The sequence below is a fragment of the Pseudoalteromonas sp. S1727 genome (genome assembly GCF_005886375.1).
GTDB lineage: Bacteria > Pseudomonadota > Gammaproteobacteria > Enterobacterales > Alteromonadaceae > Pseudoalteromonas > Pseudoalteromonas haloplanktis.
Genome location: NZ_PNDT01000022.1, coordinates 22,173 through 47,363, shown reverse-complemented (window position 1 = coordinate 47,363; position 25,191 = coordinate 22,173). Strand labels below are relative to the sequence as shown.

23 protein-coding genes are annotated in these 25,191 nt (G+C 40.9%); 13 read left to right on the top strand and 10 right to left on the bottom strand.

Features of this window, described 5'->3' with window-relative positions:
• Positions 1-39: 39 nt before the first annotated feature.
• Positions 40-681, bottom strand: a complete 642-nt coding sequence (locus CWB85_RS07285) for a CPBP family intramembrane glutamic endopeptidase (RefSeq protein ID WP_016709354.1) — start codon at positions 679-681, stop codon at positions 40-42.
• A gap of 60 nt (positions 682-741) precedes the next feature.
• Positions 742-1,335 carry an inner membrane-spanning protein YciB gene (locus CWB85_RS07280; RefSeq protein ID WP_138554542.1) on the bottom strand — a complete coding sequence of 198 codons (594 nt, stop codon included), beginning with the start codon at positions 1,333-1,335 and terminating at the stop codon, positions 742-744.
• A 175-nt stretch (positions 1,336-1,510) separates the two neighbouring features.
• On the opposite strand from CWB85_RS07280, the gene CWB85_RS07275 reads away from it, so the two are divergent.
• Entirely contained in the window at positions 1,511-1,780 is a 270-nt protein-coding gene (locus CWB85_RS07275; RefSeq protein ID WP_016709356.1) for an HU family DNA-binding protein, read from the top strand.
• 137 nt (positions 1,781-1,917) lie between these two features.
• Positions 1,918-2,496, top strand: coding sequence for a type 1 glutamine amidotransferase domain-containing protein (locus CWB85_RS07270; RefSeq protein ID WP_138554541.1), 579 nt, complete (start codon positions 1,918-1,920; stop codon positions 2,494-2,496).
• A 35-nt stretch (positions 2,497-2,531) separates the two neighbouring features.
• Here the strand turns inward: CWB85_RS07270 and trpA are convergent, their stop codons facing one another.
• Genes trpA through CWB85_RS07240 form a run of 6 tightly spaced genes read right to left on the bottom strand, consistent with a single transcriptional unit; the run spans position 2,532 to position 9,177 of the window.
• Positions 2,532-3,362 carry a tryptophan synthase subunit alpha gene (trpA, locus tag CWB85_RS07265; RefSeq protein WP_016709358.1) on the bottom strand — a complete coding sequence of 277 codons (831 nt, stop codon included), beginning with the start codon at positions 3,360-3,362 and terminating at the stop codon, positions 2,532-2,534.
• Positions 3,359-4,543, bottom strand: coding sequence for a tryptophan synthase subunit beta (gene trpB / locus CWB85_RS07260; RefSeq protein ID WP_029216190.1), 1,185 nt, complete (start codon positions 4,541-4,543; stop codon positions 3,359-3,361). Before trpB ends, trpA begins: the two co-directional genes overlap by 4 nt.
• A gap of 7 nt (positions 4,544-4,550) precedes the next feature.
• Positions 4,551-5,915, bottom strand: a complete 1,365-nt coding sequence (gene trpCF, locus CWB85_RS07255) for a bifunctional indole-3-glycerol-phosphate synthase TrpC/phosphoribosylanthranilate isomerase TrpF (RefSeq protein ID WP_138554540.1) — start codon at positions 5,913-5,915, stop codon at positions 4,551-4,553.
• Positions 5,908-6,936, bottom strand: coding sequence for an anthranilate phosphoribosyltransferase (gene trpD, locus CWB85_RS07250; RefSeq protein ID WP_138554552.1), 1,029 nt, complete (start codon positions 6,934-6,936; stop codon positions 5,908-5,910). Before trpD ends, trpCF begins: the two co-directional genes overlap by 8 nt.
• A 53-nt stretch (positions 6,937-6,989) precedes the next feature.
• Positions 6,990-7,607, bottom strand: coding sequence for an aminodeoxychorismate/anthranilate synthase component II (locus CWB85_RS07245; RefSeq protein WP_016709362.1), 618 nt, complete (start codon positions 7,605-7,607; stop codon positions 6,990-6,992).
• Position 7,608: 1 nt separating this feature from the next.
• Positions 7,609-9,177 carry an anthranilate synthase component 1 gene (locus tag CWB85_RS07240; RefSeq protein ID WP_016709363.1) on the bottom strand — a complete coding sequence of 523 codons (1,569 nt, stop codon included), beginning with the start codon at positions 9,175-9,177 and terminating at the stop codon, positions 7,609-7,611.
• A 420-nt stretch (positions 9,178-9,597) separates the two neighbouring features.
• Here CWB85_RS07240 and rnm point away from each other — a divergent pair, with 420 nt between their 5' ends.
• The 5 genes from rnm (at position 9,598) to CWB85_RS07215 (ending at position 13,194) form a co-directional block, all read left to right on the top strand.
• Entirely contained in the window at positions 9,598-10,455 is an 858-nt protein-coding gene (gene rnm, locus CWB85_RS07235; RefSeq protein ID WP_016709364.1) for an RNase RNM, read from the top strand.
• Positions 10,448-11,068: an L-threonylcarbamoyladenylate synthase gene (locus CWB85_RS07230; protein ID WP_016709365.1), complete on the top strand. Its 621-nt coding sequence runs from the start codon at positions 10,448-10,450 to the stop codon at positions 11,066-11,068. The genes rnm and CWB85_RS07230 overlap by 8 nt, the downstream gene beginning before the upstream one ends.
• Positions 11,069-11,080: 12 nt before the next feature.
• Positions 11,081-11,914, top strand: coding sequence for a segregation and condensation protein A (locus tag CWB85_RS07225; protein ID WP_138554539.1), 834 nt, complete (start codon positions 11,081-11,083; stop codon positions 11,912-11,914).
• A gap of 143 nt (positions 11,915-12,057) precedes the next feature.
• A complete protein-coding gene (locus tag CWB85_RS07220; RefSeq protein WP_016709366.1) occupies positions 12,058-12,612 on the top strand; it encodes a cytochrome b in 555 nt (184 codons plus the stop codon).
• A gap of 3 nt (positions 12,613-12,615) precedes the next feature.
• On the top strand, positions 12,616-13,194 hold the full coding sequence (locus CWB85_RS07215; protein ID WP_138554538.1) for a YceI family protein: 579 nt from the start codon (positions 12,616-12,618) through the stop codon (positions 13,192-13,194).
• Between the two features lie 36 nt (positions 13,195-13,230).
• Here CWB85_RS07215 and CWB85_RS07210 read toward each other — a convergent pair whose 3' ends face one another.
• Entirely contained in the window at positions 13,231-14,088 is an 858-nt protein-coding gene (locus CWB85_RS07210; RefSeq protein WP_029216192.1) for a TIGR02285 family protein, read from the bottom strand.
• Positions 14,089-14,216: 128 nt separating this feature from the next.
• A complete protein-coding gene (locus CWB85_RS22470; RefSeq protein WP_016709369.1) occupies positions 14,217-14,384 on the bottom strand; it encodes a hypothetical protein in 168 nt (55 codons plus the stop codon).
• A 416-nt stretch (positions 14,385-14,800) separates the two neighbouring features.
• On the opposite strand from CWB85_RS22470, the gene CWB85_RS07205 reads away from it, so the two are divergent.
• From CWB85_RS07205 to icd, 6 genes are all read left to right on the top strand, one after another.
• Positions 14,801-15,382, top strand: a complete 582-nt coding sequence (locus tag CWB85_RS07205) for a dienelactone hydrolase family protein (protein ID WP_138554537.1) — start codon at positions 14,801-14,803, stop codon at positions 15,380-15,382.
• Positions 15,383-15,431: 49 nt separating this feature from the next.
• Complete coding sequence (locus CWB85_RS07200; RefSeq protein ID WP_138554536.1) at positions 15,432-16,388, top strand: acetoacetate decarboxylase family protein; 957 nt, start codon at positions 15,432-15,434, stop codon at positions 16,386-16,388.
• Between the two features lie 10 nt (positions 16,389-16,398).
• Positions 16,399-18,633, top strand: coding sequence for an NAD(P)-binding protein (locus CWB85_RS07195; RefSeq protein ID WP_138554535.1), 2,235 nt, complete (start codon positions 16,399-16,401; stop codon positions 18,631-18,633).
• Positions 18,634-18,751: 118 nt separating this feature from the next.
• Positions 18,752-21,022 (top strand): TonB-dependent receptor, encoded by a 2,271-nt coding sequence (locus tag CWB85_RS07190; RefSeq protein ID WP_138554534.1) that lies wholly within the window; start codon positions 18,752-18,754, stop codon positions 21,020-21,022.
• 30 nt (positions 21,023-21,052) lie between these two features.
• Positions 21,053-23,755: a 7TM diverse intracellular signaling domain-containing protein gene (locus tag CWB85_RS07185; RefSeq protein ID WP_138554533.1), complete on the top strand. Its 2,703-nt coding sequence runs from the start codon at positions 21,053-21,055 to the stop codon at positions 23,753-23,755.
• Between the two features lie 176 nt (positions 23,756-23,931).
• Positions 23,932-25,191 (top strand): NADP-dependent isocitrate dehydrogenase, encoded by a 1,260-nt coding sequence (gene icd / locus CWB85_RS07180; RefSeq protein WP_138554532.1) that lies wholly within the window; start codon positions 23,932-23,934, stop codon positions 25,189-25,191.

The following is a 25,191-nucleotide window of genomic DNA, read 5'->3' as shown; positions in this document are numbered from 1 at the left end:
AGTTTACCTGTGTAGTATTTAGCACGGCTTTTCATTTATCTAGGCGACGTTCGACGAATCTAAGTACTGCCCAATGCCTAAGGTAAACATCCATAACCCCCATAAGCTGTGTTCAATTACACATACAAAAGTAGAACGGCTTTGTGCGTAGGTAAATGAAAACAATAAGCCACCAATAAACGCTAGCAGTACTGCTACCCAGTTAGCGTAAACAATATGCGCTAATGCAAACACTGTGGCGCTGATCACGATGCGTAGGCTTTTTTTTGGCATGATGCGTTTATAGCGATGAAAAAAATAGGTGCGAAATATTAATTCTTGAGGCACTACAGATAATAACGGATACAAAAGCAGAAGCAGCAGCCAATCGTGGAATGAATTACGCGGTAGCAAAAACCAATTACCTTGATTGATGATGCCGTAAAATACCCCTGAGAAGAGCGCGCCTATAAAAAAGAAGCTAAATAGTCGGCGTTTGACCGCAGAAAATTCACCAAAGCTGGTGAGCCTAAAGCGTTTAAAGTGGGGATCGCTAAGTAGTAGCATGCCACAAACACTCATCAGTACAATAAGTGCGGGGATCAACCAATTAGCAAGGTGAGCGCGAAGATAAAAACCCAGTAAGGGCAGGCAAACAAATATCAGGGTAAATTCAAACCAGCGGTATTGATTGGCGTTCAAGGTCGTCTCAGCATGATTTTGTTTAATAGCCTATCAAGCTAAGACGACAGATTTATGACACTATGTAAATTTGCTATCGTCGGTTTTAGGCTGGTCTTCATCAGGTAAATATTTATAGAGCATGATGATACTGACAAAAATACTGACAAAGGTAATAGCCATCAGTCCAAACACTTTAAAGTTAACCCAAAAATCAAGAGAGAAACTATAAGCAATATAAATATTGAGTGCTGCAATAGCGGCTGTAATGGCAACCCATAGTAAGTTGAGTTTGTCCCACAGTGGTTCAGGTACGCTAATGGCTTGCTCTGCTTCAAAGGCATTATTTAACACTGAACTCAGTGCTTGCTTGACGAGGTTCTTGCCCATCAAGTAGCGGCTGCTCAATAAAGTTACAGACAACACCGCATAAATAATTGTGGCCTTCCATTTCACAAACTGCTCATCATGAAAAACGAGTGTGAGCGTGCCTAAAATGACGGCGATGGCAAAAAATAACCACTGACGCGCTGGTACTTTTCCTTTTTTAAAATAAGAATAGGCAACTTGAATAAGCGTGGTGCCCATCAATAGCGCTGTTGCCCAATAAATATCAACTAACTTAAAGACCGCAAAAAATAATACTAGCGGAATAAACTCGATTAATGCATGCATAGATAGCTCAAAATGTGAGAACAAAAAATAATTGCACAGGTTGTATCAACTTATTGTGTTGTTTACAAGGTTGACTTAGTGCTTACTAACCCTTAGCCTGCGTGCCTTTGTATTCAATCATTACCAAAATCCACTGAACAGTTATCGAATAAGTGGGGTTTTTAGGAGCATTTTTATGAATAAATCAGAGCTTATCAGTACCATGTCGGCGCGCAGTGAATTAACCAAGAAAGATTCCCAAGCAGCTTTATCAAGCATGTTAGCTGTGATCACCAAGTCACTTTCTGAAGGCGATCAAGTACAAATAAATGGTTTTGGCACATTTGCCTTGAGTTATTACCCGGCGCGCACAGGACGCAACCCACAAACAGGCGCAGCAATTGAAATAGAAGGAGCCAATAAGCCAGTGTTTAAAGCAGCGAAAGCATTGAAAGACGCCTTATAATGTAGAATCTTCGCACTTTGTTACTCAATTACAGAGTGCTTGTCATTTCCTAGCTATACCCCCTTTAATTTCAACATCTTATATTTGGCATGGTGTCTGCTTTTATATCCTTAAGCTTAATAAAATAAGGAGATATCATGTCTACATTACAAACTGGTAGCCAACTTAAAGGCAAAAAAATAGCAATTTTAGCAACTGACGGCTTTGAGCAAAGTGAGCTGTTTTCACCGCGAGATGCTTTATTAGACGCAGGCGCAACTGTTGAGGTTATTTCAATCAAAGAAGGTGAAATTACTGGTTGGGATGAAGATGTATGGGGCGATAAAGTGGCCGTGGATAAACTCGCCAGTGAGGCCAGTAGTGATGATTATGATGCATTGCTCTTACCTGGCGGTTTATTTAACCCGGATAGTTTGCGGATTGACAAAGATGCAAAAGCATTTGTTGATGGCTTTTTTGGAGCCGATAAAAACAAACCCGTCGCAGCGATTTGCCATGGACCATGGTTATTAGCAGAAATTAATAAATTGCGAGACCGCACAGTAACCTCTTTCCCAAGTATTAAAACTGATTTGATTAATGCTGGTGCTACGTGGGTCGACAAAGAAGTGAGTGTTGATAGAGGTTTAGTTACGAGCAGAAGCCCTGCGGATCTAGCTGCTTTTAATCGTAAATTCATAGAAGAAATTATTGAAGGTAAACACCAAGCACATTAGCTGAAAAGGGCGCATTGAGCGCCCTTTGGTTGTGCTTAGAGAGCTGTAGCTGCCTTCATTGCGGCTACAAATTCTTTTAAACCATTCAACATTGCTTGTGGGTTTTCCAGATGAGTTTCAATGATTTTAACCACAGCAGAGCCTGAGATGGCACCCGCAGCGCCCGCATTGAGCGCGGCTTTTACATCTTCTGGAGTCGAAATACCAAAGCCCAGTAACGCAGGTGCGCTGTGGTACTCTTTTAATTTAGTAACAATTGAAGATGCCGGCATCTGTGCTTTAGTTTCAGTGCCAGTAACGCCAGCTCGTGAAAGTAAATAGGTGTAACCGCGGCCGTAAGAGGCACATTCACGTAAGGTGTCATCAGGGGCGTTTGGTGTGGCGATGAAAATAGGGTCGATGCCGTTATTCATAGCCGCTTGACGAAACATTTTTGATTCATGCAGCGGCACGTCAGCGACTAAAATAGAATCAACACCAACCGCTTTTGCATCTTTGTAAAACGTCTCTAGGCCACGTTTAAACACTAAGTTTGAATACAGTAGTAAACCAATTGGAATATCGGCGTTATATTCACGTACTTGCTTAATAATATCAAAGCAATCTTGGGTATTAATATTGACATCTAGAGCGCGAATATTAGCCGCTTGAATAACGGGACCATCAGCGATTGGATCTGAAAATGGAATGCCGAGTTCTAATGCGTCAGCACCGCCATCTATTAAGCTTTTAATGATCTCAACGCTCAATTCTTTATTTGGATCACCAATTGTCACAAAGGGTACAAATGAGCCTTGGTTTTGCTCGCTCAAACTGGCAAACATTTTACCGTAGCGGTCTGTTTTTTGAGTAGTTGCTTGGCTCATAACTGCTCCTCCTTAGAAAGTACATCCATAACGTGTGCTAAATCTTTGTCACCACGACCACTTAAGTTCACCACTAAGATGGTGTCTTCAGTTTGCTGCTCAGCATATTTTAAGGCGTAGGCAAGGGCATGGCTTGATTCAAGCGCAGGTATAATGCCTTCGTTTTTAGCTAATAACTGGAAAGCTTCGAGTGCTTCAGTGTCAGTAATACCAACATACTGTGCGCGGCCTGTTTCATGTAAAAAGGCATGCTGCGGACCTACAGCAGGGTAATCAAGACCCGCTGAAACAGAGTATGACTCTTCTATTTGGCCATCATCATTTTGCATAATGTACGTATAAGTACCGTGTAAGATACCTTTTGTGCCCTTACAGATGGTTGCACCATGCTCATGGGTATCAAGGCCTTTACCAGCAGGCTCTACACCAATGAGCTTCACACTTGGCTCGTCAATAAAGTCAGTAAACATACCAATGGCATTGGAGCCACCACCCACACAGGCAAGTACCGCATCAGGTAGGCGACCTTCCGCTTTTAATACTTGTTGTTTGGCTTCTTCACCAATCATTTTTTGGAACTCACGTACCATGGTTGGGAAAGGGTGCGGACCTGCTGCTGTACCGAGTAGATAATGTGCTTCTTTATAATTTGCAGACCAATCACGTAGTGCTTCATTTACGGCATCTTTAAGTGTGCCTGAGCCTGCGGTAACAGGGATAACAGTCGCCCCCATTAATTTCATTCTGAACACATTTGGCTGCTGACGTTCGACATCTTTAGCCCCCATGTAAATACGACATTTCAAGCCAAGTAGTGCACATGCAAGTGCGGTTGCTACACCGTGTTGGCCTGCGCCAGTTTCAGCGATAACTTCTTTCTTACCCATACGTTTGGTTAACAAAGCTTGGCCTAACACTTGGTTTGTTTTATGAGCGCCGCCGTGCAGTAAATCTTCACGTTTTAAGTATAATTTTACTTTTGGGTTTTTAATCAAATTACGGGTTAATGTCAGTGGCGTAGGGCGGCCAGCATATTCATTAAGTAATTTTTCAAATTCAGCTTGAAAAGCAGGATCTGTTTGCGATTTATTAAATTCGTTTTCTAGTTGTTTTAGTGCTGGTACGAGCAATTCTGGGACAAACATGCCGCCAAATTCGCCGAAATAAGCTGGATTATTCATAGTAACCTCAATATTTACGGATGCTAATAAATGCATCATTTAATTTGTTTGGGCATTTTTTACCGGCGCTTTGCTCAACCCCAGAATTTAGGTCAAGTCCATGCGCGCCTTGGTATAATGCACCTTGAATATTGTCTGCGTTTAAGCCACCGGCGAGCATAAATGGTTGCTTCGCTTCTTTGAGAATGGCCCAATCAAAGGTTTTACCTGTGCCGCCTGCTTGGGTGTCGCTGTGGGTGTCGTATAAATGACGATCAATACCACTCATAGGCTCTGGCAAGCTGTCTTTAATTGCTTGTGCTTTCCAAATTTGACAGTTGTTTGGTAATAACGGCCGTAGTTGGTTTATATAAGTTTCGTCTTCTTGACCGTGTAATTGTACCGCAGCTAGCTTTAAGCTTGTTGCATGCTCTGCGACATTAGCAATGCTCTCATTTACAAATACACCGACATAAGCAAGTGGGGCGCTTTGGGTGATTTGTAAAGCACAATCAAGATCAACATAACGTGGCGATTTTGGGGCGAATATTAAACCGCCGAACACAGCACCACTTTCATAAGCGGCAATAGCGTCTTGACTACGAGTTAATCCACAGACCTTGTTCTCGCCCAAAATAACACTACGGCAGGCGCGCTCTAAATCACGTTCGGCCATTAGCGAGCTGCCAATTAAAAAGCCGTTACACAAAGGAGCTAAGCGTTTTACATCTTGATGGGTATAAATACCTGATTCTGAAATAACTACTTTATCATCAGGAATAAGCTTACGAAGCTTCTCAGTAGTGGCTAAGTTAGTACTTAAGTCACGTAAGTCACGGTTATTAATACCAATGATCTGAGCATCAAGGGCCAGAGCACGGTGTACTTCTTGCTCATTACTTACTTCGGTTAGAATGGCCATATTTAAGCTTTTAGCAACGTTCGCAAGCGATTGGTATTGGCTGTCATCAAGTACCGACAGCATTAATAAAATGGCATCGCCACCATAAATACGTGCCATATAAATTTGGTATTCATCAATAAAGAAATCTTTACAGATCAATGGCTGCTCAACTTGGCTACGAACAAACTCAAGATAATCAAAGCTGCCTTGGAAGTATTTTTCGTCGGTTAATACACTAATGCAACTAGCGTAGTTTTTATATACGCCGGTGATCTCAGCTAAATCAAACGGCTCACGAATAAGCCCCTTTGACGGTGAGGCTTTTTTACACTCTAAAATAAATTGTGTACCAGGTGCTGCAAGGGCTTGATAAAAATCACGATTTGTCGGTACAGCTTGATGTTTAAAGCTCTCAAGCGGGCGTTTGGCTTTGCGCTCAACGAGTTCTACTTTTTTATCAGCGACTATTTTGTCTAATACATTAGCCATTACTTACCTCGGTGTTAGCTTGTTCTTTGTTACTACTAGTGACAATGGCATTTAAAGTATTTAATGCACGGCCACTTTGTAAAACCTCTTTAACTTGCGTGGCGGCACTTTTTAAATCATCAGCTTTATTGGTTAAATAAAGTAATGCGGCTACGTTAACGATAATTGCAGCATTATGTGCGTCAGTGCCCGTACCCGCTAAAATAGCGCGACTTGCATTCGCGTTATATTCTGGCCCTTCACCGGCAAGTTGTTCAAGTGAATAGTTTGCAAGACCAAAATCTGCTGGGCTGATTGTATATTGACGGATCTCCCCGTTATTAAGCTCTGCAACTGTGGTTAAGCCGTGCAGGGCTATTTCATCAGTGCCTGAGCCATGTACCACCATTGCGCGCTTTGTACCTAATGTTTTTAATGTTTCTGCCATTGGTAGGCATAAGCTTTCATCGTAAACACCCAGCAGTTGCACATCTGGTGCCGCTGGATTGGCCAGTGGTCCTAATATGTTAAAAATAGTACGTGTTTTTAAGGTGGTACGTACTCCCATCGCATGACGGACACCACTGTGGTAGTGCGGTGCAAATAAAAAGGTAAACCCCGTTTGCTCTAAACAGTGTGTGGCATGTTCAGGGGTCATATCGATATTGATACCCAGTGCTTTGAGTAAATCGGCAGAACCAGAATTACTCGATACACTGCGGTTACCATGTTTGACCATATTAATACCGCATGCTGCGGCAACGATGGCTGCAGTGGTGCTTATATTTATGGTGTTAGACCCATCGCCTCCGGTGCCACAACTATCGACAAGTTGTGTTAAGTTGGTAACAAAAGGCACGGCATTGGCACGCATTGATGCCGCAGCGCCGGCGATCTCATCGCTCACTTCGCCTTTTATTTTTAATGCGACTAAAATGGCGGCAAGTTCGATATCATTAACGTTACCTTGCATAATGGCATCGAATAATTGTTGGCTTTGACTAAAGCTTAATGATGTTTGCGTTAATAACACATCAATCATTGAGCCAATGCTCGCCTCACTGGCTGATTGTTGGTTTACTGGCATACTGTCCTCTACTGCTGTGCATTGGCTAAAAATTGCATACTTTGTTGAAGTAGCGCGGCGCCATTTGGCGTCAAAATAGACTCAGGATGAAATTGATACCCAAGCGCTTTATCATCGTGGTGATAAATCGCCATCGGGATCGCTTCATAATGGGCAATCACGCTAACACTGTCAGGCACTTTAGTGGCCATTAAAGAGTGATAACGTGCCACTGGCATACGTTCGCCCATGCCAGCAAATACTGGATGATCACCCAATTCAATAATGGATGACTTACCATGAACTGTCTCACCCGCATGACCGATAATTCCGCCGTAGCTTTGTGTTAACGCTTGCTGACCTAGGCAAATTCCCAGCATTGGGAAGCGGCCTTTACATAATTCAATCAAGGCCATTAAACAGCCTGCCGCAGAGGGTGTGCCAGGACCTGGTGAAAGTACTAAAATGACCGGCTTAGTTTCACCACACATTTTGTCAAAAATAACCTGTGCATCTATGTTGTTACGATATACCACTAAATCGCTGCCTAACATAGAAAGTTCATCGACTAAGTTATAACTAAATGAATCAAAATTATCTAAAAAGTAAATTTTAACGTCCGTTAGCTTAGTATTAGTTACGCTCATTTTAGTGTCCTTGATACGTCGATTGAATGGCTGTGATCACCGCTTGTGCTTTAGCGCGGGTTTCGTTTGCTTCAGATTGTGGATCTGAGTCATACACAACTCCGGCACCGGCTTGTACATAAGCGATGTTATTTTTGACAAAGGCTGAGCGAATAACAATACAGCTATCCATTGCACCGTCACCGGTTAAATAACCAACAGCGCCACCGTAACTGCCACGGCGTTTACCTTCGGTTTGACGTACCAACTCTGCGGCACTGACTTTGGGGGCACCGACTAATGTGCCCATATTCATACAGGCTTGATAAGCGTGCAGGGCATCCAGTTCTGGCTTTAATGTGCCAACAACACGTGATACTAAATGCATTACTTGTGAATAACGGTCTACTTTTAATAACTCTTTAGCGTGACGAGTACCGGGTACGCTAATACGAGCAACGTCGTTACGGGCTAGATCAACCAGCATTAAATGTTCTGCACGCTCTTTTTGATCGTTACGCAATTCAAGTTCAATTCGGCTGTCTAAATCAGGATTGATCTGACCATTAGCAAATTTACCACGAGGGCGGGTGCCTGCAATTGGATAGACTTCAACTTGCTGCGAATCAGCGCAAAACTTTAACGCTGATTCAGGCGATGCGCCAAATAATGCAAACTCGCTATCACGCATATAAAACATATACGGACTTGGATTTTGTTTTTTAAGTTGGCTGTATGCATGAAGTGGGTTTGCACACGCTAAAGAAAATGTCCGTGATGGCACGACCTGAAAAATATCACCGTCAACAATATGCTTTTTCAAGGTATTAACTTGCTGACAATAGTCTTCATCACTAATATCCACAGTTACTTCGCTGCTGCCTGTGCTTTGGTTTGCTGTAAAGCTATCCGCCTCATCACATAATGCATTTAAACGTTCGAGCTTTTTACCTACTTCAAAACAGTTTGCATGTACATCTGGACCATTAAATACATTGCCAATTAATTCGGTCGTTTTGGCTTGATGATCAATCACGACTAAAGTTTCAGCTAAGTAGAATACATAATCAGGGCAACTGTTTTCACCATCAGGCACCTCGCTTAACTGCTCAAAATTAGCCACCATGTCATAAGCAAAAACCCCGCCTAAAAATAGCGAAAACGGGTTTTCGGTGGTACTGCTAATATTATTGATACAGCAACGCAGTGCACTAAAGGCATTATCGGCAATGAGTTTTGATGCTTCGTCAATGTTGCTGTCAGTACCTTGGTATTCAATACTTAGGGTTAAACCGTCTAATTGCGTATGGCAATTGTCGAGTTTAGTTTGCAAGTAGGGCAGTAACTGTAAGCCATTGTTAGACTGCGCCGTTACTGTGACGGTTTTACCTGTACAGATAATTTTCAGGGCACAATCGACCAAAATCAAACTTTTAACACTGTCTTTAGAGTCTATTTCAGCTGACTCTAAAAGCAGTGAATTGTCTTTATCAAGTAGCCCATATAATGCTAGTGGGCTGTGGATATATTCTCGCACTTCGGTGATGCTGGTAACTTCACCTGGTGTTGTTGTTATATGACTAAAAATCAAACCTCATTCCCTCAAAAAATAAACCCCGCAAGCGATGCTGTGCGGGGTTTGAATAACGATACCTATGTTTTAGATAGACCATTACCGTCCCGCTATACCAGGCGCCACCACCAATGATGTGTAAGAGTTGCTACGTTATTCATGTTTGTTACCCTAAAATTTAAATATAAAAAAACCCGCCATAAGCGGGTTTTGAATGTGTTAGACACGACAATTCGCCACCCTTAATTTAAGAGTGCCACCACCAAATAGTGTTTTGGATTGAATTGATCATTGTTTTTGTTCTTTATGTGTCTTAAGTGGCTACAGTAAACCGTATCAACGGCGTTAGTGTCAAGTATTTATTTAAAACAATTTATTAAAAAATTTTGTTATACTTAATAACAACTTTCGCACATTTAATATGAGCAGTCTTCTCTTTTGATAAAATACGATTTACATAGCCACACCACACATTCGGACGGGCAACTGAGTGTTGAGCAGTTATTATTGCGTGCAGTTGAAAAAAACATCGATGTGTTTGCGATCACCGATCATGACACTACTGCAGCAATCAAACCTGCTCATGCTTATATCCAAAGCCAAGCATTGCCGCTTAAACTGATCAACGGAGTGGAGATCTCCACTAAGTGGGAAAGTTTTGAGATCCATATAGTAGCACTGAACGTAGATATTGATGAGCCAACCTTGGCTGATTTATTAACTATACAACAACAAAAACGCGCAGACAGAGCAATAGAAATAGGTCGTCGCTTAGAGAAAAACGGCTTTGATGGCATTTATCAGCAAGCGCAAGAACTTGCACAAGATGCACAAATAACGCGTGCTCATTATGCTCGGGCACTCATTGCTCGCGGTGTGGCTACGACAATTCCTGGGGTATTTAAAAAATACCTTGGACGGGCAAAAACAGGCTATGTGCCAAGTGATTGGTGTGATATGCAAACCGCAATTGCCGCTATCCATGCTGCAGGCGGCGTTGCCGTTATTGCTCACCCTGGCCGTTATCAAATGTCGAATAAATGGCTGCGTAAATTATTAAGTCAATTTAAAGCGGCGGGAGGGGATGCAATGGAAGTTGCACAGCCACAACAAGCGCCGAGTGAACGCCAGTTTTTAGGCGAATTGAGCCGCGAATACGATTTGTTGTGTTCGCAAGGATCTGATTTTCATTTTCCTACTAGTTGGCTAGAATTAGGAAAAAACTTATACCTGCCAAAAGATTGCCGAGGTGTTTGGCAAACTTGGGAAGGGCAGACAGGAGACACACATGAGTGATTTTTTTCATATTCATCCGGATAATCCGCAACCACGATTGATCAAACAAGCGGTGGATATTATTAAACAAGGCGGCGTGGTGGTATACCCAACGGATTCTGGCTATGCGATTGGTTGTAATTTAGGAAACAAGCAAGCGAAAGAGCGCATAGAACGTATTCGTGGCATTGAAAAACACCATAACTTTACTTTGGTATGTCGTGATTTATCTGAGTTATCGACGTATGCACGAGTAGATAATCAATTGTTTAGATTAATTAAAAACAATACACCAGGGCCATATACCTTTATATTCAAAGGCACAAAAGAAGTACCGAAACGATTATTAAACGACAAGAAAAAGACCATTGGTATTCGTGTTATTGAGCACCCAATCACGTGCGCCTTGTTAGCGGAATTAGGCGAGCCACTGATGTCGTGTTCATTAATTTTACCGGGTGAGCAGTTCACTGAATCGGATCCCGATGAAATTCGCGATCGCATAGGCCCTTTGGTGGATTTAATTATCCATGGTGGCTATTTAGCTGAGCAAGCAACCACAGTTATTGATTTATCTGAAGATACTGTTGAAGTGCTTCGCGTAGGCTGTGGCGATACCACCCCATTTGAATAATCGTATTAAACCATGAGTGAGCACCAAACTAAACAGGTAGCTCAAACCCAAGAGCTGGCGCAGCAAAAGCTGCCGCTGGCTTTTTTGCATGGTAAGGAAGTCACCGATACACCTGAAGATCTATATATCCCACCTGATGCGCTGGAAGTTATTTTAGAAACCTTCGAAGGCCCACTTGATCTATTACTTTATTTAATTAAAAAACATAAGCTTGATATTTTAGAGCTGTCTATTTTTAGCATTACCGAGCAATATGTTCATTATGTGGAAATGATGAGTGAGTTTCAGTTAGAACTGGCTGGTGAATATTTAGTGATGGCTGCCTTATTGGCGCAAATTAAATCACGCTTGCTGCTTCCTAAGCATGAAGAGCTTGAAGAAGAAGAGGACCCTCGGGCCGAGTTAATACGCCGCTTACAAGAGTATGAACAATTTAAGCTGGCCGCAGAAAACCTTGACGATATTCCCCGTGTTGGTCGTGATATATTTATTGCACAGGCGCTGGTACCAGAGCAGGATGAGCAAGCGCAATTGTTACCTGATGTTGATTTAAAAGACTTATTATTTGCTCTTAGTGATGTAATGGCACGGGCAAAAACCTTTGAACACCATCAAATAACCGCAGAAGCGTTGTCAACTAGAGAGCGTATGAGCCTTATTTTAGCCAAACTCTCTAGCGCGGGTACACAATTAGTTTTTAGTGAGCTTTTTACCTTAGAAGAAGGACGCAGTGGTGTTGTTGTTAGTTTCATCGCCATGCTAGAACTGATTAAAGAAAACCTGATCACCTGTTTGCAAGTTGATCCAACAACGCAAATATACATAGCTTTAGTAGAAAATAACTAAACACGTATCTACTCAAATCTGTTTTTCCTGACTAACTTTTAGCACAGTTGTGCGTATACGCACAAAACTTGTTTATTTATTGCTGTTTTCTTTTATTTAGGGAGGGGCTATGCTGTTGTTAATGAATAGCGGAGTTAGTAGGTATGTTTAGAAACACAAAATCTTCGTACGGTATTGTCGCCATAGCATTACATTGGTTAATGGCTGCAATGGTAATAGGTTTGTTTGGTCTTGGTTTGTACATGGTTGAACTGACTTACTATGATAGTTGGTACAAAGGTTCATTAGATTTACATAAAAGCGTCGGAATTACGCTGGTAGCGTTATTAATATTTCGCTTCGCTTGGCGTGCGCTGGGCACGCAACCGGAACCTTTATCAAACAGTGATCCGCTGTTAAATAAAGTGGCGCATGCAGCACATTTATTACTATATGTGTTGCTTTGTATCATTGTTGTTTCAGGGTATTTGATTTCTACTGCGGATGGTCGTTCGATTGAGGTGTTTACGCTATTTAGTATTCCCGCAATTAATTTATCAGTAGCTAATCAAGCAGATATTGCAGGTAAAATTCACTACTATGTGGCCTGTAGCTTAATAGGCCTTGTGGTATTACATGCACTTGGGGCGTTAAAACATCATTTTATCGATAAAGATAAAACCTTAATTAGAATGATCAAACCACAAAAGGATGATTAAAAAATGAAAAAATTACTTTTATCAGCAGCTGTTACAGCAACAATGTTTGCAGCTTCGGCTACACACGCTGCAGAGTATGTTATTGATACCCAAGGTGCACATGCATTTGTGAACTTTAAAATTAAACATTTAGGCTACAGCTGGCTGCATGGCCGTTTTAATACCTTTGATGGCAGTTTTAGTTATGATTCAGCCAACCCGAATGCGTCACAAATCATGGTAACCATTGATACTAAAAGTATTGATTCTAACCACGCCGAGCGTGATAAACATTTACGCGGTGGTGACTTTTTAAATGTTGATAAGTTTCCTACAGCGACCTTTAAAAGTACGTCAATCAAATTTGATGATGATGGCGATGAAGCTGACGTGACAGGTGAACTTACTCTACATGGCGTTACAAAAACAATTACCTTTGAAATTGATAAAATTGGTGAAGGTAAAGATCCATGGGGGGGCTACCGTGTTGGTTTTGAAGGCGAAACTAGCTTGAAATTAGCTGACTTTGGTATTGATTATAACCTAGGTCCAGCGTCTACCCATGTTGATATTGGTTTATACATTGAAGGTATACGTAAGTAGTACGCTTTGTTAGTTATTATACATTGATAAAACGCCTCACTGAGTTGAGGCGCTTTTGCTTATTTTCAGCCGTTGTTCGAGTAATGGTTTGAGATTGTCCGGCAACCAACGCAATAATATCTCCTGATAAGCTGCCTGCTGCTTTACTTGCTCAAGTGCTGTATTCAATATCTTTACTTGCTCAATACCTTGTTTATTATTAGTACAACCTATATAACCATAACTTAGCTCAGGAGCCTCTGTTAGGGGCAATTGTATTAACTCATCATCAAAGCCCATTGATTTTGCTAAATAGTAATGTTCACTTGGGTAACCTAATAAAATATCAATCCGTTTTTTCTTCAGCATATAAGTTAAGCTGGCTAAAGTATCTCGCCCAGGACGAATAATAATTGACGCATCGGCGCTATTATTGATTATCGCATCAATTGCATCCCCATATGAGCGGCTCATCGAAATCCCCAATGCTAGTTTATATTGATTCAGCAAGGCGTCGAGTGATACCGGTTGATTAAGATCTAACTTGAGTTGCTGCGCAAGTTCTTTATGGATCGCAACAGAGGGGGAAAGTCCAACAGTGGACGTTTGCTGACTAAATTGGATATGTTGCCTACGGTGTGGGCTTTGATAGAGTGACAACATGCAGTAAGTATAATTCGGGTTTGCCAGTTCTTGGATAGTTCGACTCGAAGGTAAAATAGTGCGCTTGAAAGTATAAGCAGGCAGTTGTTGCTCAAGTAAAGTAACAATACTTTCATCACGGCCAGTACCGGCGTATTGATCATTAAAAATATAGTATGGGGCAAAATCAGCGACAACCCAGTTGATTGTTTTGGTGTATACAGGACTACTGATCAACAATAATGAAACCGTAAAAATAAGCGCAGACTGCATTAAATCAACCGCATATAAATGAATAATAAGGTTAAGTGTAGCAGTTGTGATATAAAGGGGGAGTAAAAATGCAAAACGCCAGCATCTGCTGGCGTCACTTAATTGCAATCATGCAAAACACTATTTGCTTAGTTGGCTTTTAGCCATTTAACAAATTGACGTGCGTCACTTGCTTTTGTGAACAAGGTGTTTTTTAAACCTTGCGTATCAGAAAAAATAACACGTTGTTTATTTACTGAAATTGATTGCACAGGATGTGCGATTTGGATCATCGACCCATTGTAACTATAAGACATAATAAAACTCACTTTTTTCTTGTTATCTTTAATGTGCGCTAACTTCTTTATTAGCTTTTAAAGCACAATTAGATAGACCATGTTGTGTTTAGCTTCATTACAGTGTTGACGATCTTTATGACATTTATGCGACTATTAAAAAATATGCCGTAGTCTGAATTGGGGTTCTCGCCGTACAATAACTTAGCTCTATAATATACGTTTTGCGGGGCTTACTGGATCAGGGTAAAGAGGTTAACCGCGAGGCTTTTTTAGGACCAAGAAGCGACTTTACCCCAGCGCTTTTGTTTAAGCAAGCATTTTTAAAATTTATTTCTAGTCATGTGCATTTAACTGTTGTATTTTATTTAGGTAAATAATCGAGGTGGCTACGTTCCTTATTGGCTACCGTTACCTAGAAATAATAAGAAGTTGTTATGCAGTATATAGTTGCGAGTGATATTTTTGGTAAAACAGCACATTTAAGTCACTTCACGCGACAATTGCAGGGCGCCAGTACGATGGTGGACCCTTATCAAGGGCAATTGCAAGCGGTAATGAGTGAGCAACAACAATATGATGTGTTTATGACAAAGTGTGGACATGATCACTATCATAAAAAACTTAATATTATTGTTTCCCGTATTGCAAAGCCGACCACAATAATAGGTTTTAGTGCTGGGGGAGCTGCCGCATGGCGAAGTCAAGCTGCAGTAAAAAATCCCCTTATAAAAAAATTAATCGCTTTTTATCCTAATCAAGTTCGCCATCACTTAGATTTAGTTGCGAATGTGCAATGTGAATTTATTTTTGCAAAGCAAGAAGCTCACTTTGATGTCGATCCAATTGCAACTCGCTTAGCACAACAAGCAAATGTGACATGTCAGTTAGTCGAACACGGTCATGGTTTTATGAATCCACTGTCAAAATGTTTCGATAGCGTTGCATATCAACAATATAGTAAATATTTAAGTGTCGAAAATAATCGTTTATTAATTACTGAATTTCCTACCATGTAATAAAACTTGGCTATAATTACATTTTAAGCTTATAAAATAATTATAAATTATGGCATCACACCACCCGTTTTATAGTCACTTTTTATCTAACCCGGTAGCTAAACCACCTTGTCGCATGAGTAATGCAAACATGTACGGTTTTTTTGTAAAAATTGACCCACTGAAAGTGCAGCACTTTATTGATTCAACACTTAATCTTGTTGCAACTGATGAGTTATATTTTCAAGGACTCGGTGAATACGCTTTACTGACGTTTACCGATATAGAAAAAATAGCCTCGTTAACTCCGCCTTTTAGTGAACAGGGGTGGATGCAAGAAACCGATATCATTATTTGGTTGCCGATTGCGCAAGTTGAAAAGCAAGACAATGACGAAGGTATTTCGCACCTTTATTGGTATCCTGCATTTATTTGCGTAAATAATGTTTATGCATTGATAAATGGGCGAGAAACATGGGGATACAACAAATATTTATGTGATTACCAAATGCCTAGCTCAGTTGATAAGCCCACTGATTTCTCAGTATCACTTGAGTGTTTTAAGCATTTTTCGACGACTTCAAAATTACAATCATATCAATTGTTTTCTGTGACTAAAAACGCGGCTACGCAGCCTGAAAGTATGTTAGCTGCGTTAGAAGATTTTGGTGAGCAGGTCGCAAATCTACTTGATGGTGATCATCTGGGAATTGATTTTTCATTGCTAAAACAGTTGTTAAATGGTTTTGTAAATCCACAAATGGATCAAATACTCTTTAAACAGTTTCCTGATGGTAACGCTGATAAAGCCGTTTACCAAGCTGTGTTACATTCTCCTTCCGAAATAAAAAGAATCCATCAGTTTAAACTGCTCAGTGGTGATTATCAGTTATATTTGCAGCAATTAGATAGCTTCCCTTTAGCACAGATGTTTGGCTTACAGCTAGGTTCTCAAGCTGTGCATTTACCGTTTTATATCAAAATGGACTTTGATCAACTGCAGGCAACACAATTACTCCCAGCGTAAAGGCATCGGTATGACACAAGAAAAAATAGCCATTATTGGTGGCGGCGTTGCGGCTATGACCGCTGCGTTATACCTTACAGAACAAGCTAATTGGCAGCAACAGCGGCAAATAACGATTTATCAGCAGGGGTGGCGTTTAGGTGGAAAAGGGGCCAGCGGCCGCAATGCTGAAAAGGGACAGCGTATTGAAGAGCATGGTTTACATGTATGGTTTGGCGCTTATGTGAATAGCTTTAAAACCATTGAAACCGTTTATGATAAATTACAGCGCCCATCAACATGTGCGTTGAGTACCTGGCAGCAAGCATTTACACCTCATAGTTTTATTGCTCTGCAAGAGCATATTGATCAACAGTGGCAAACTTGGCCCATAAATTTCCCTGTGTTAGCGGGTGATCCTGCTAACGGAAGTCTCGATATTACTGTTTGGGATTTTGTGAAAATGACCCTTGCGTGGTTAAAAGAGTGGATCCCACAAGTTGAATTAGCGGCTGGTGTGCACGCTAAAAACACGCAATTAACCACAAAAAAACCGCGTGATAAGTTTTTATTACAACATTTTCACCAGCAAATTCACGCCTTGGTTGCAGATAATAGTGCTGCGTGGCGAACCTTTACAGATGATATACAAAATCTAAATCAGGATATTACTTCTACACCCAGTTTATTGGTTGAGAAACTTAACCACTTTGTTCAAAGCAGTAATACACTGCTGCCGCAGTTGACAGAGAAAAAAGACAGCTTAGTTATTTGGTATATTGTTAGAAAACTAAAACGCTGGCTCAGTCAAGAAATCATCGAATTATTGGACGATAACGCACAGCTGAGGCGCATTTATATTTGTGCTGATCTTGCAATAGCAATGCTTGTTGGCCTGATCAAAGATAAAGTGTACCGAGATGGTTTTGCCGTAATTAACAAGTATGACTTTCGTCAATGGTTATTAAAAAATGGTGCAAATAAACAATATAGTGTGGATTCTGCACCTGTACGAGGCTTTTATGATTTAGTCTTTGCTTATCCGCAAGGGGATTTTACGAAGCCGAATGTAGAAGCGGGAGTAGCGGCGCTTGCAATGCTGAGAATTGCATTGTGCTACCGTGGCGGCGTAATGTGGAAAATGCAAGCGGGTATGGGAGACGTTATTTTTGCGCCATTGTATGAGTTGTTAAAACAAAGAGGCGTAAAGTTTGAGTTCTTTCATCAACTGCAACAACTCACCCCAGGGGTTGATAGTAAAGGTCAACACTGTGTTGAATCGGTGCTATTACAGCAGCAAGTGAGCCTAAATACATGTGCAGAATACCAGCCACTTGTTGATGTTAAAAACTTACCCTGTTGGCCCAGCGAGCCGCTTTACCAACAAATAAACTCAGCAGAAGCTGAATTATTGCAACAACATAATATAAACTTAGAATCATTTTGGAGTGATTGGCCTGCGCGTTATAAAGCACATTTTGGTACAGAACTTGAGACTAAAACACTGCAGTTTAATGAAGACTTTGACCGGCTGATTCTCGGGGTGTCAGTTGCATCTCTTGAGCATGTCTGCCCGCAGCTTTTAGCGATCGACGCAAACTTTGCTGCACAAGCAGAAAAAGTACGAACCGTTGCTACACAGGCGAGTCAACTTTGGTTAACTAAAACAGATCAGCAATTAGGCTGGCAATACATGCCGCCAAGTGAGGAAGGGCCAATTTTGAGTAGCTTTAGTGAACCATTTGATACCTGGGCTGCAATGCAAAATTTAGTCGAAAAAGAGCAGTGGTCACTAAATAATACGCCGCAGAATATAGCCTATTTTTGCAGCGCGTTTCCATGCAAGGAATACCCGCCACAAAGTGAGTACACCTTTCCTGCAACCGCTAAAGCACAAGTTAAAGAAAATTTAACCCAATTGGTGACTACTAATATGCAGCCGTTATGGCCGTTAGCCTATAACAATAATGCTTTTGATTGGTCTGTTTTGTATGCGGATAATACCACTGGTCACGCTCGCTTAGATCAACAATATTGGCGGGTAAATGTTGACCCAAGTGAGCGCTATGTACTGTCGGTCACAGGTTCAAGCCAATACCGTTTAGCAACGGATGGTACGCAGTTTAGTAATTTGTTGATCACTGGTGATTGGATAAAAACAGGTGTTAATGCAGGTTGTGTAGAAGCAGCAGTAATGGCAGGCATGCAAACCGCACGAACACTGTGTGGATATCCACAGCATATTAGTGGGGAAGATGCGTTTTAGTTGTCGTGAAACAATAGATTGGATTCGCTATTTAGGCGACTTTAATCAATAAATTAGTCTATAATCACAAATAATTACAGTATGTTTACATATGTTCAGTGTTAAGGTCCATTCTCTTATGAAAAGCCACACTCATGCTTTTTCAAATAGTATTTTATTACTGTGCTCATCGAGCTTTGTTTTATCTTCGGTTGTGCAGGCACAAAATGATGAAGCAACGATTACGCAAAGTAGCCTCGAAGTGATTGAGGTGTATGCCCAAAAGCGTGCGCAAGCGATTGAAGACGTCAGTATTGCAGTCAGTCAGGTAAAAGGAGATACCCTAAAAAATCAACACTACAAGGATTCAACTGAGTTATCTGTTTTTGCACCAAATTTAAAAATTAGCCAAAATGCTGCTGAAGGCACACCACCGGCGGTTAATATTCGCGGAGTTGGCTTAGTTGATTACAACACTGCTAATACGTCACCGGTGGCGATTTATGTCGATGATGTCGCTGTAGGTTCAGCAAGTAACCAAATCGTGAACTTTTTTGATATTGAGCAGGTTGATATTCTACGTGGCCCGCAGGGGACTATATTTGGCCGTAATGCAACAGGCGGCGCTATTTTGATCCGTACCAAGCGCCCCGAATTCACTGAGACGGGTTACCTAACAGCAGGGGTAGCAAATAACCATGCATTTAACATTGATGCGATGTATAACAATCAATTAAGTGATTCTACTGCATTTCGTGTTGCTATCAATCATCAAGATTATCAATACTCAACTCGCAACGCTTTTGACCAAGCACCGACTGCGGGAATGGAACAAACCAGTGCCCGGTTATCACTATTAAGTGATTTTGATAACCTGCAATTGTTATTGCAAGGTCATATAGAAGATTGGCAAGGTATTGTCCAGCCGGTGGGTAATATTGGTATCATTGCAGATCCTTTAACTGGTGAGCGTTGTAGTGCGAGCCAAGCGGGTTCAACAAAGTGTTTTGACAATTTTGGTTTTAATGACGCAAGTGATGATTTTTATACTGTAAAGGTCAATAATGACTCCCCTCACAAAACGGATGGTAAAGGGGTCAGCGCACACCTCAATTGGCAAGTTAATGATCGTAATGAAGTTGTCTCTATTAGCAGTTATAACCAGCTAAAGCGCTCCCATGCGTTTAATTGTGATGGTTCGCCAGCACAGTTGTGTGAGGGTAGTTTAGGGCTTGATACTGATTTGTTTAGCCAAGAACTTCGCCTGCAAACACAATGGGATGGGCATACTTTAACCAGTGGCCTGTACATTGCGGACGAATCTATCCAACAAAATAATGTAAATGATATTCTTCGTGATCTGCGGGGTATACTCGCTACTGACTTAACTGCTACTTTCTTTTACGATAATCAAATTGATACGCAAAATATAGCTGCTTTTAGCCAGTTAGATTACCAACTTAATGCTGACTGGATGATTAGTGCGGGCTTACGGTATTCGTACGAATCACTTGATTATGATTCAGTTGCACACTTAAATGTTGTCATAGATACTGCGGATTTAGCGGGCAGTTTAGTGCCGTATTATCATGTACAAGGACAGCAATCCGACAATGGCTTCTCGGGTCAAATTGCAATTAACTACCTCATTAGTGATTCAACTCACAGTTATTATCGTTTTGCCAATGGCGCCAAAAGTGGTGGTTATAATGGGGGGTTTTTATCGTCTCCTGAGCAAGCGGAACTAGCCGATTATGGTAAAGAGCGTCTCAATGCCCATGAAGTTGGCACTAAATCATGGTGGCCAGAGCAAGGTATACGGTTTAATTGGGCTGCTTTTTATTATGATTATAATGATCAGCAAGTATTTATGAATCAACCTTCTAAATCGGCGCAAAAACCACCTGTACAACTTCTTGAAAATGTTGGTGACTCAATAATTTATGGTTTAGAAGCTGAATTTGATTATCAAGCAACGGATACGTTGTCGATGCGGCTTGCACTGGGTTATATTCCTCATGCTGAATTTGAAGAATTTGAAGATCCATTAGGTAACAGTTTAACTGATAACCGCTTACCCTTTACTTCAAAATGGAATGCCAGTGTGGGCGTTGAGTATCAGTTAGAGCTAGCTGGTAACCCTTTAACTACCCAATTACTTGTTGATTACCAGTCCGAATATTATTTTGATCAAAATCAAAACCCGTATGCTATGCAAGATGGGTACAGTATCGTAAATGGGAATATTCGCTATCAAGTTGATAATTTTAGCTTTGTAGTTTGGGGGAAAAATTTATTTGATACAGAGTACAGTAATTTAAAATTTGATTTAAGTTCATTTCTTGGCATGCTAGAAGACTTTAAAGGGGAAGGTCGCCGTTATGGTCTTGATGTTAGCTATCAGTTTTAGAAACGTGCTTGCAAAGCAAAGGTCTACTTTATGTTGTTAAAGGTGGTATATAGTTTATGGAGTGTCATTTTTCTTAGCCTATTAACAACTTTTGGTTTTGAAGCGCGAGCAGCAACAGCACCTGACGTATTTATTTATACTGAACAACAGCAAGATGTTAATCTGTTTCAAGTGGGCACATTACTCGCTGCAAGTAATGATGGGTTTCCTCGCTCAAGTGCTCAGATAACCAGTTGGCTTGCTAATCAGCAGCCACAATCTGATACCACTTACTTTGGTGGCAGCTATTGGTTAGTGATAGAGCTTGAGAACCAAACTCAGTTAGATGAACTAGTGCTGTTTCCATACAACACGCTAGTGTCTCGGATTGAAACCCGCGTCTATGATATGACTGAGCCCACAACGGCTTTTGCTCGCTATTTGAGTGGCGGTGTTGAAAAAAACGAATTCGCCTTTCATTACGGAAATAAAATAACACTCAGCCCCAACAAGCGTTATTTTATGATCACTAAATATGAAAGCGACTATTTTTATACGCCACCAAAACTAGTGCTAAAACCCTATACAGACTTTTTTTCACAGATCACCGTAGAAAACATGGTGATGATGCTGTGCTTTGGTGTTGGCATCGCACTGGGCTTGTATAACCTTTTAATTTACTTCGGTGCTCGTGATGTTACCCATCTTTATTATGCGTTGTTTACAGCCTGTTGGGTGTTTGGCTGGAGTCAGTTTTTTCATATACCAGATCAAATCTTTGGTTATTACAGCGCCCATTTACATTGGGTTGGCTTTGTTTTAATTCCACTTACGAACATTCTATTTTTTAATAGCCTGCTTAAACTCAAAGAAAGTTTTCCGCACTTATCATACGCTTCTTTTATATTAGCTGCGATATCAACCGCTGGTGTGCCTGTTGCGATCATATGGCCTGGCTTTGGCTTTGTTTGGGCCACCATAGTCACCGGAGCGACTTTATGCTTTGGTTTATACATAGGCATACGCAGTTGGATGAGTGGTTTTAAGCCGGCACGCTTTTTTGTGTTTGCCTACCTTGCAATGGCTATTCCTAATATGGTTGGTAACCTCACTAATTTAGGTGTATTTCCACAAATTACGATTGATTTATACTTGCTTGGTTTGATCGGTACAGCCCTGGACGCCATGTTATTGGCTTTTGCCGTCGCGAATAAATTTAGTATATTGCACGACGAAAATGTTGAGCTGACAAAAAATCTAGAGCATAAAGTTCAATTACGTACTCAAGAGTTACAACAACTAGCTGAAGAATTGCGTGATGCAAGTGAAGCTAAAAGCCGGTTTTTAGCGAACATGAGCCATGAAATTCGCACCCCAATGACCTCAATTATTGGTTATGCAGATGGTATTATACTTGGCGATATTAAACCGCATGAGCGCAATCATGGTATACGGGTTATTTTACAAAATAGTCGTCATGTATTGGGTTTAATTAATGACATATTAGATATGTCAAAAATTGAAGCAAATCGTCTTGAAATAGACTTAGTTGAGACTGATCTATTTGCAACAATTGCCCATATTGAATCATTATTAGGCAAGCAAATACGTGATAAAGGCCTTAAATTTAAAGTCGATTATCAATTCCCACTTCCTGACTGGATAGTGTCTGATCCAACACGATTACGGCAAATACTCCTTAACTTAACAGCCAACGCGTTAAAGTTTACGACTGTAGGACATATTCAATTGTTGGTCAGCTGTACCGAAGAGCAGCTAGTAATTAAAGTCAAAGATACCGGCATTGGTATGACAGATGCTGAGCAGGCAGATCTGTTTACGCCATTTTATCAGGCAGATTCATCGATTTCTCGAAAATATGGCGGAACCGGGCTTGGCTTAAATATTTCAAAAAGTTTAGCTGAAAAGTTAGATGGCAATATTACCGTTCATTCTCATGTTGGTAGTGGCAGTGAATTTAGTCTTAATATGGCATTGTACACACCGGAGCGTGTACGTTGGATCACGAGTTTTGAAGAAATATGTGTTAGTACAGTAAAAGAGTTACCGAGCCAGTGCCAACGAAACTTAGTGGGTGAAGTTCTGGTTGCCGAGGATCACCCAGAAAATCGTGAGCTTATTAAGCGTATTTTGGAACGAATGGGGTTAACGGTTACTGCAGTCGAAAACGGCCAAGATGCAGTGCAAGCGACTTTAGATCATCAATTTGATTTAATATTACTCGATATTCAAATGCCAATAATGGATGGCGAACAAGCTATACATATTATGCAGGCAACGGGTCTAACAACCCCGATTGTGGCGTTAACAGCTAATACCATGCAACATGAAATTGAGCGCTATTTAAAACAGGGTTTTATTGATCACATAGGCAAACCCATTGACCGCAGTGAGTTTAGTCAAAAAATTGCGAGTTATTTAGATATTGAGATGCATGAAGAAGTAAAGCTTCCGGAACATGAATTTGAAGCACTCAAACGAGTCTATATTGGTGGTTTAAAAGCACAGCGAGATACACTGAGTGAGCAGTACGCACAAGGTAATATTGATGGTTTTACGCAAAGCGTACACATGTTAAAAGGGACCGCAGGTATGTTTGATTGCGATGCTTTATATCAACACGCTTTGAAGTTAGATAAAGCCTTGAAAGCAGACAGTATTACGCTTGACAGTCAATTGGTCTCTAATGTGCTAACTGAAATCGATGATATATTATGTCATACCCCTTCATAAGCAGCATTGTTCAGCGTAAATCACTTGCCAATACACCGAGTAAGGTTATGCACAAAAGGAGTAATGCATCCATTATTTTATTGTTGAATAATAACTATAACTGCTACAAGCACGACATCACAGTGTAACCATGCTTTAATCGTGCTAAATACTCAATAACAGAATATGGCACAAGTATGAGTTATCAACATCTTGAAATTCCACCACAGGGTGAGCAAATAACGATTGATAACAAAGGTGTTTGGCAGATACCAAAGCAACCCATCATCGCTTATATTGATGGTGATGGAGTAGGCCAGGATATTTCACCATGCATGCGTAACGTTGTTAATCAAGCAGTGCACATATGTTATCAAGGCCAGCGTAAAATTCATTGGATGGAAGTGTTTAATGGGGAAAAAGCCGCGCAGTTATATGATGGTGATTGGTTTCCTCAGGAGACAATTCATGCCGTTCGTCAATTTAAAATCGCAATCAAAGGGCCGCTAACAACGCCTATAGGAGGTGGTTTTCGCTCACTGAATGTTGCTTTACGTCATGAAATGGATTTGTTTGTTAATATGCGCCCAATCAAGGGTTACAAAGCACTGCCTTCGCCGTTAAAACATCCAGAAAACACTGATATTGTCGTCATTCGTGATAGCTCTGAGGATGTCTATTCAGGGATAGAATGGCAAGCGGGCAGTGTGGAAGCTGAAAAAATGTTGGACTTTTTATGTCATGAGATGGGAGTGACGCGATTACGATTTGATCAGCATTGTGGAATAGGGATAAAAAATATTTCCAAAGAAGGTTCAGAGCGATTAGTTCGGTATGCGTTAAACTATGCAATTGAGCAAAATAGTCGTTCAGTTACTTTAGTTCATAAAGGTAATGTCTTGAAATTTACTGACGGTGCATTTAAACGGTGGGGGTTTGCCTTGGCTGAACGAGAATTCGCGGCGCAAGCACATAGTAATGGACGTTGGTTAGAAATACCTCGCACAGGCCAATCACCACTTATTATAAAAGAAGTGATTGCTGATAACATGTTACAGCAAGCACTCATGACGCCAGAACAATTTGATGTTGTTGTTACGACAAATCAAAATGGTGATTATTTAGCGGATATGCTGACTGCACAAGTGGGCGGTATTGGTATTATGCCAGCAGCAAACTTGAATAATGAAGTGGCTTTTTTTGAACCCACGCATGGTACGTTTGCACGGATCGCAGGACAAAATAGTGCAAACCCCACCAGTAGTATCTTAAGCGCTGTGATGATGCTGCGTTTTATGGATTGGCACGAAGCTGCACAAGCAATTGACAATGCGTTAGCACAGACATTAGGTGCGGGTGAAGTGACGTTTGATTTACAGCAGGAGCTGCAAAACTCGACTATCCTCAGTTGTAGTGATTTTACACAAAGGATAATCGAGTGTTTAAGTTATTCATAA

Coding starts and splice junctions, on each gene's coding strand:
- CWB85_RS07210 (WP_029216192.1), bottom strand. CDS start 14,088: ATGCAGTCTGCGCTTATTTTTACGGTTTCATTATTGTTGATCAGTAGT.
- CWB85_RS07205 (WP_138554537.1), top strand. CDS start 14,801: ATGCAGTATATAGTTGCGAGTGATATTTTTGGTAAAACAGCACATTTA.
- CWB85_RS07245 (WP_016709362.1), bottom strand. CDS start 7,607: ATGAGCGTAACTAATACTAAGCTAACGGACGTTAAAATTTACTTTTTA.
- CWB85_RS07275 (WP_016709356.1), top strand. CDS start 1,511: ATGAATAAATCAGAGCTTATCAGTACCATGTCGGCGCGCAGTGAATTA.
- trpB (WP_029216190.1), bottom strand. CDS start 4,543: ATGAATAATCCAGCTTATTTCGGCGAATTTGGCGGCATGTTTGTCCCA.
- trpCF (WP_138554540.1), bottom strand. CDS start 5,915: ATGGCTAATGTATTAGACAAAATAGTCGCTGATAAAAAAGTAGAACTC.
- CWB85_RS07220 (WP_016709366.1), top strand. CDS start 12,058: ATGTTTAGAAACACAAAATCTTCGTACGGTATTGTCGCCATAGCATTA.
- icd (WP_138554532.1), top strand. CDS start 23,932: ATGAGTTATCAACATCTTGAAATTCCACCACAGGGTGAGCAAATAACG.
- CWB85_RS07215 (WP_138554538.1), top strand. CDS start 12,616: ATGAAAAAATTACTTTTATCAGCAGCTGTTACAGCAACAATGTTTGCA.
- CWB85_RS07280 (WP_138554542.1), bottom strand. CDS start 1,335: ATGCATGCATTAATCGAGTTTATTCCGCTAGTATTATTTTTTGCGGTC.
- CWB85_RS07185 (WP_138554533.1), top strand. CDS start 21,053: ATGTTGTTAAAGGTGGTATATAGTTTATGGAGTGTCATTTTTCTTAGC.
- CWB85_RS07190 (WP_138554534.1), top strand. CDS start 18,752: ATGAAAAGCCACACTCATGCTTTTTCAAATAGTATTTTATTACTGTGC.
- CWB85_RS07200 (WP_138554536.1), top strand. CDS start 15,432: ATGGCATCACACCACCCGTTTTATAGTCACTTTTTATCTAACCCGGTA.
- CWB85_RS07195 (WP_138554535.1), top strand. CDS start 16,399: ATGACACAAGAAAAAATAGCCATTATTGGTGGCGGCGTTGCGGCTATG.
- trpD (WP_138554552.1), bottom strand. CDS start 6,936: ATGATTGATGTGTTATTAACGCAAACATCATTAAGCTTTAGTCAAAGC.
- CWB85_RS22470 (WP_016709369.1), bottom strand. CDS start 14,384: ATGTCTTATAGTTACAATGGGTCGATGATCCAAATCGCACATCCTGTG.
- trpA (WP_016709358.1), bottom strand. CDS start 3,362: ATGAGCCAAGCAACTACTCAAAAAACAGACCGCTACGGTAAAATGTTT.
- CWB85_RS07225 (WP_138554539.1), top strand. CDS start 11,081: ATGAGTGAGCACCAAACTAAACAGGTAGCTCAAACCCAAGAGCTGGCG.
- CWB85_RS07270 (WP_138554541.1), top strand. CDS start 1,918: ATGTCTACATTACAAACTGGTAGCCAACTTAAAGGCAAAAAAATAGCA.
- CWB85_RS07230 (WP_016709365.1), top strand. CDS start 10,448: ATGAGTGATTTTTTTCATATTCATCCGGATAATCCGCAACCACGATTG.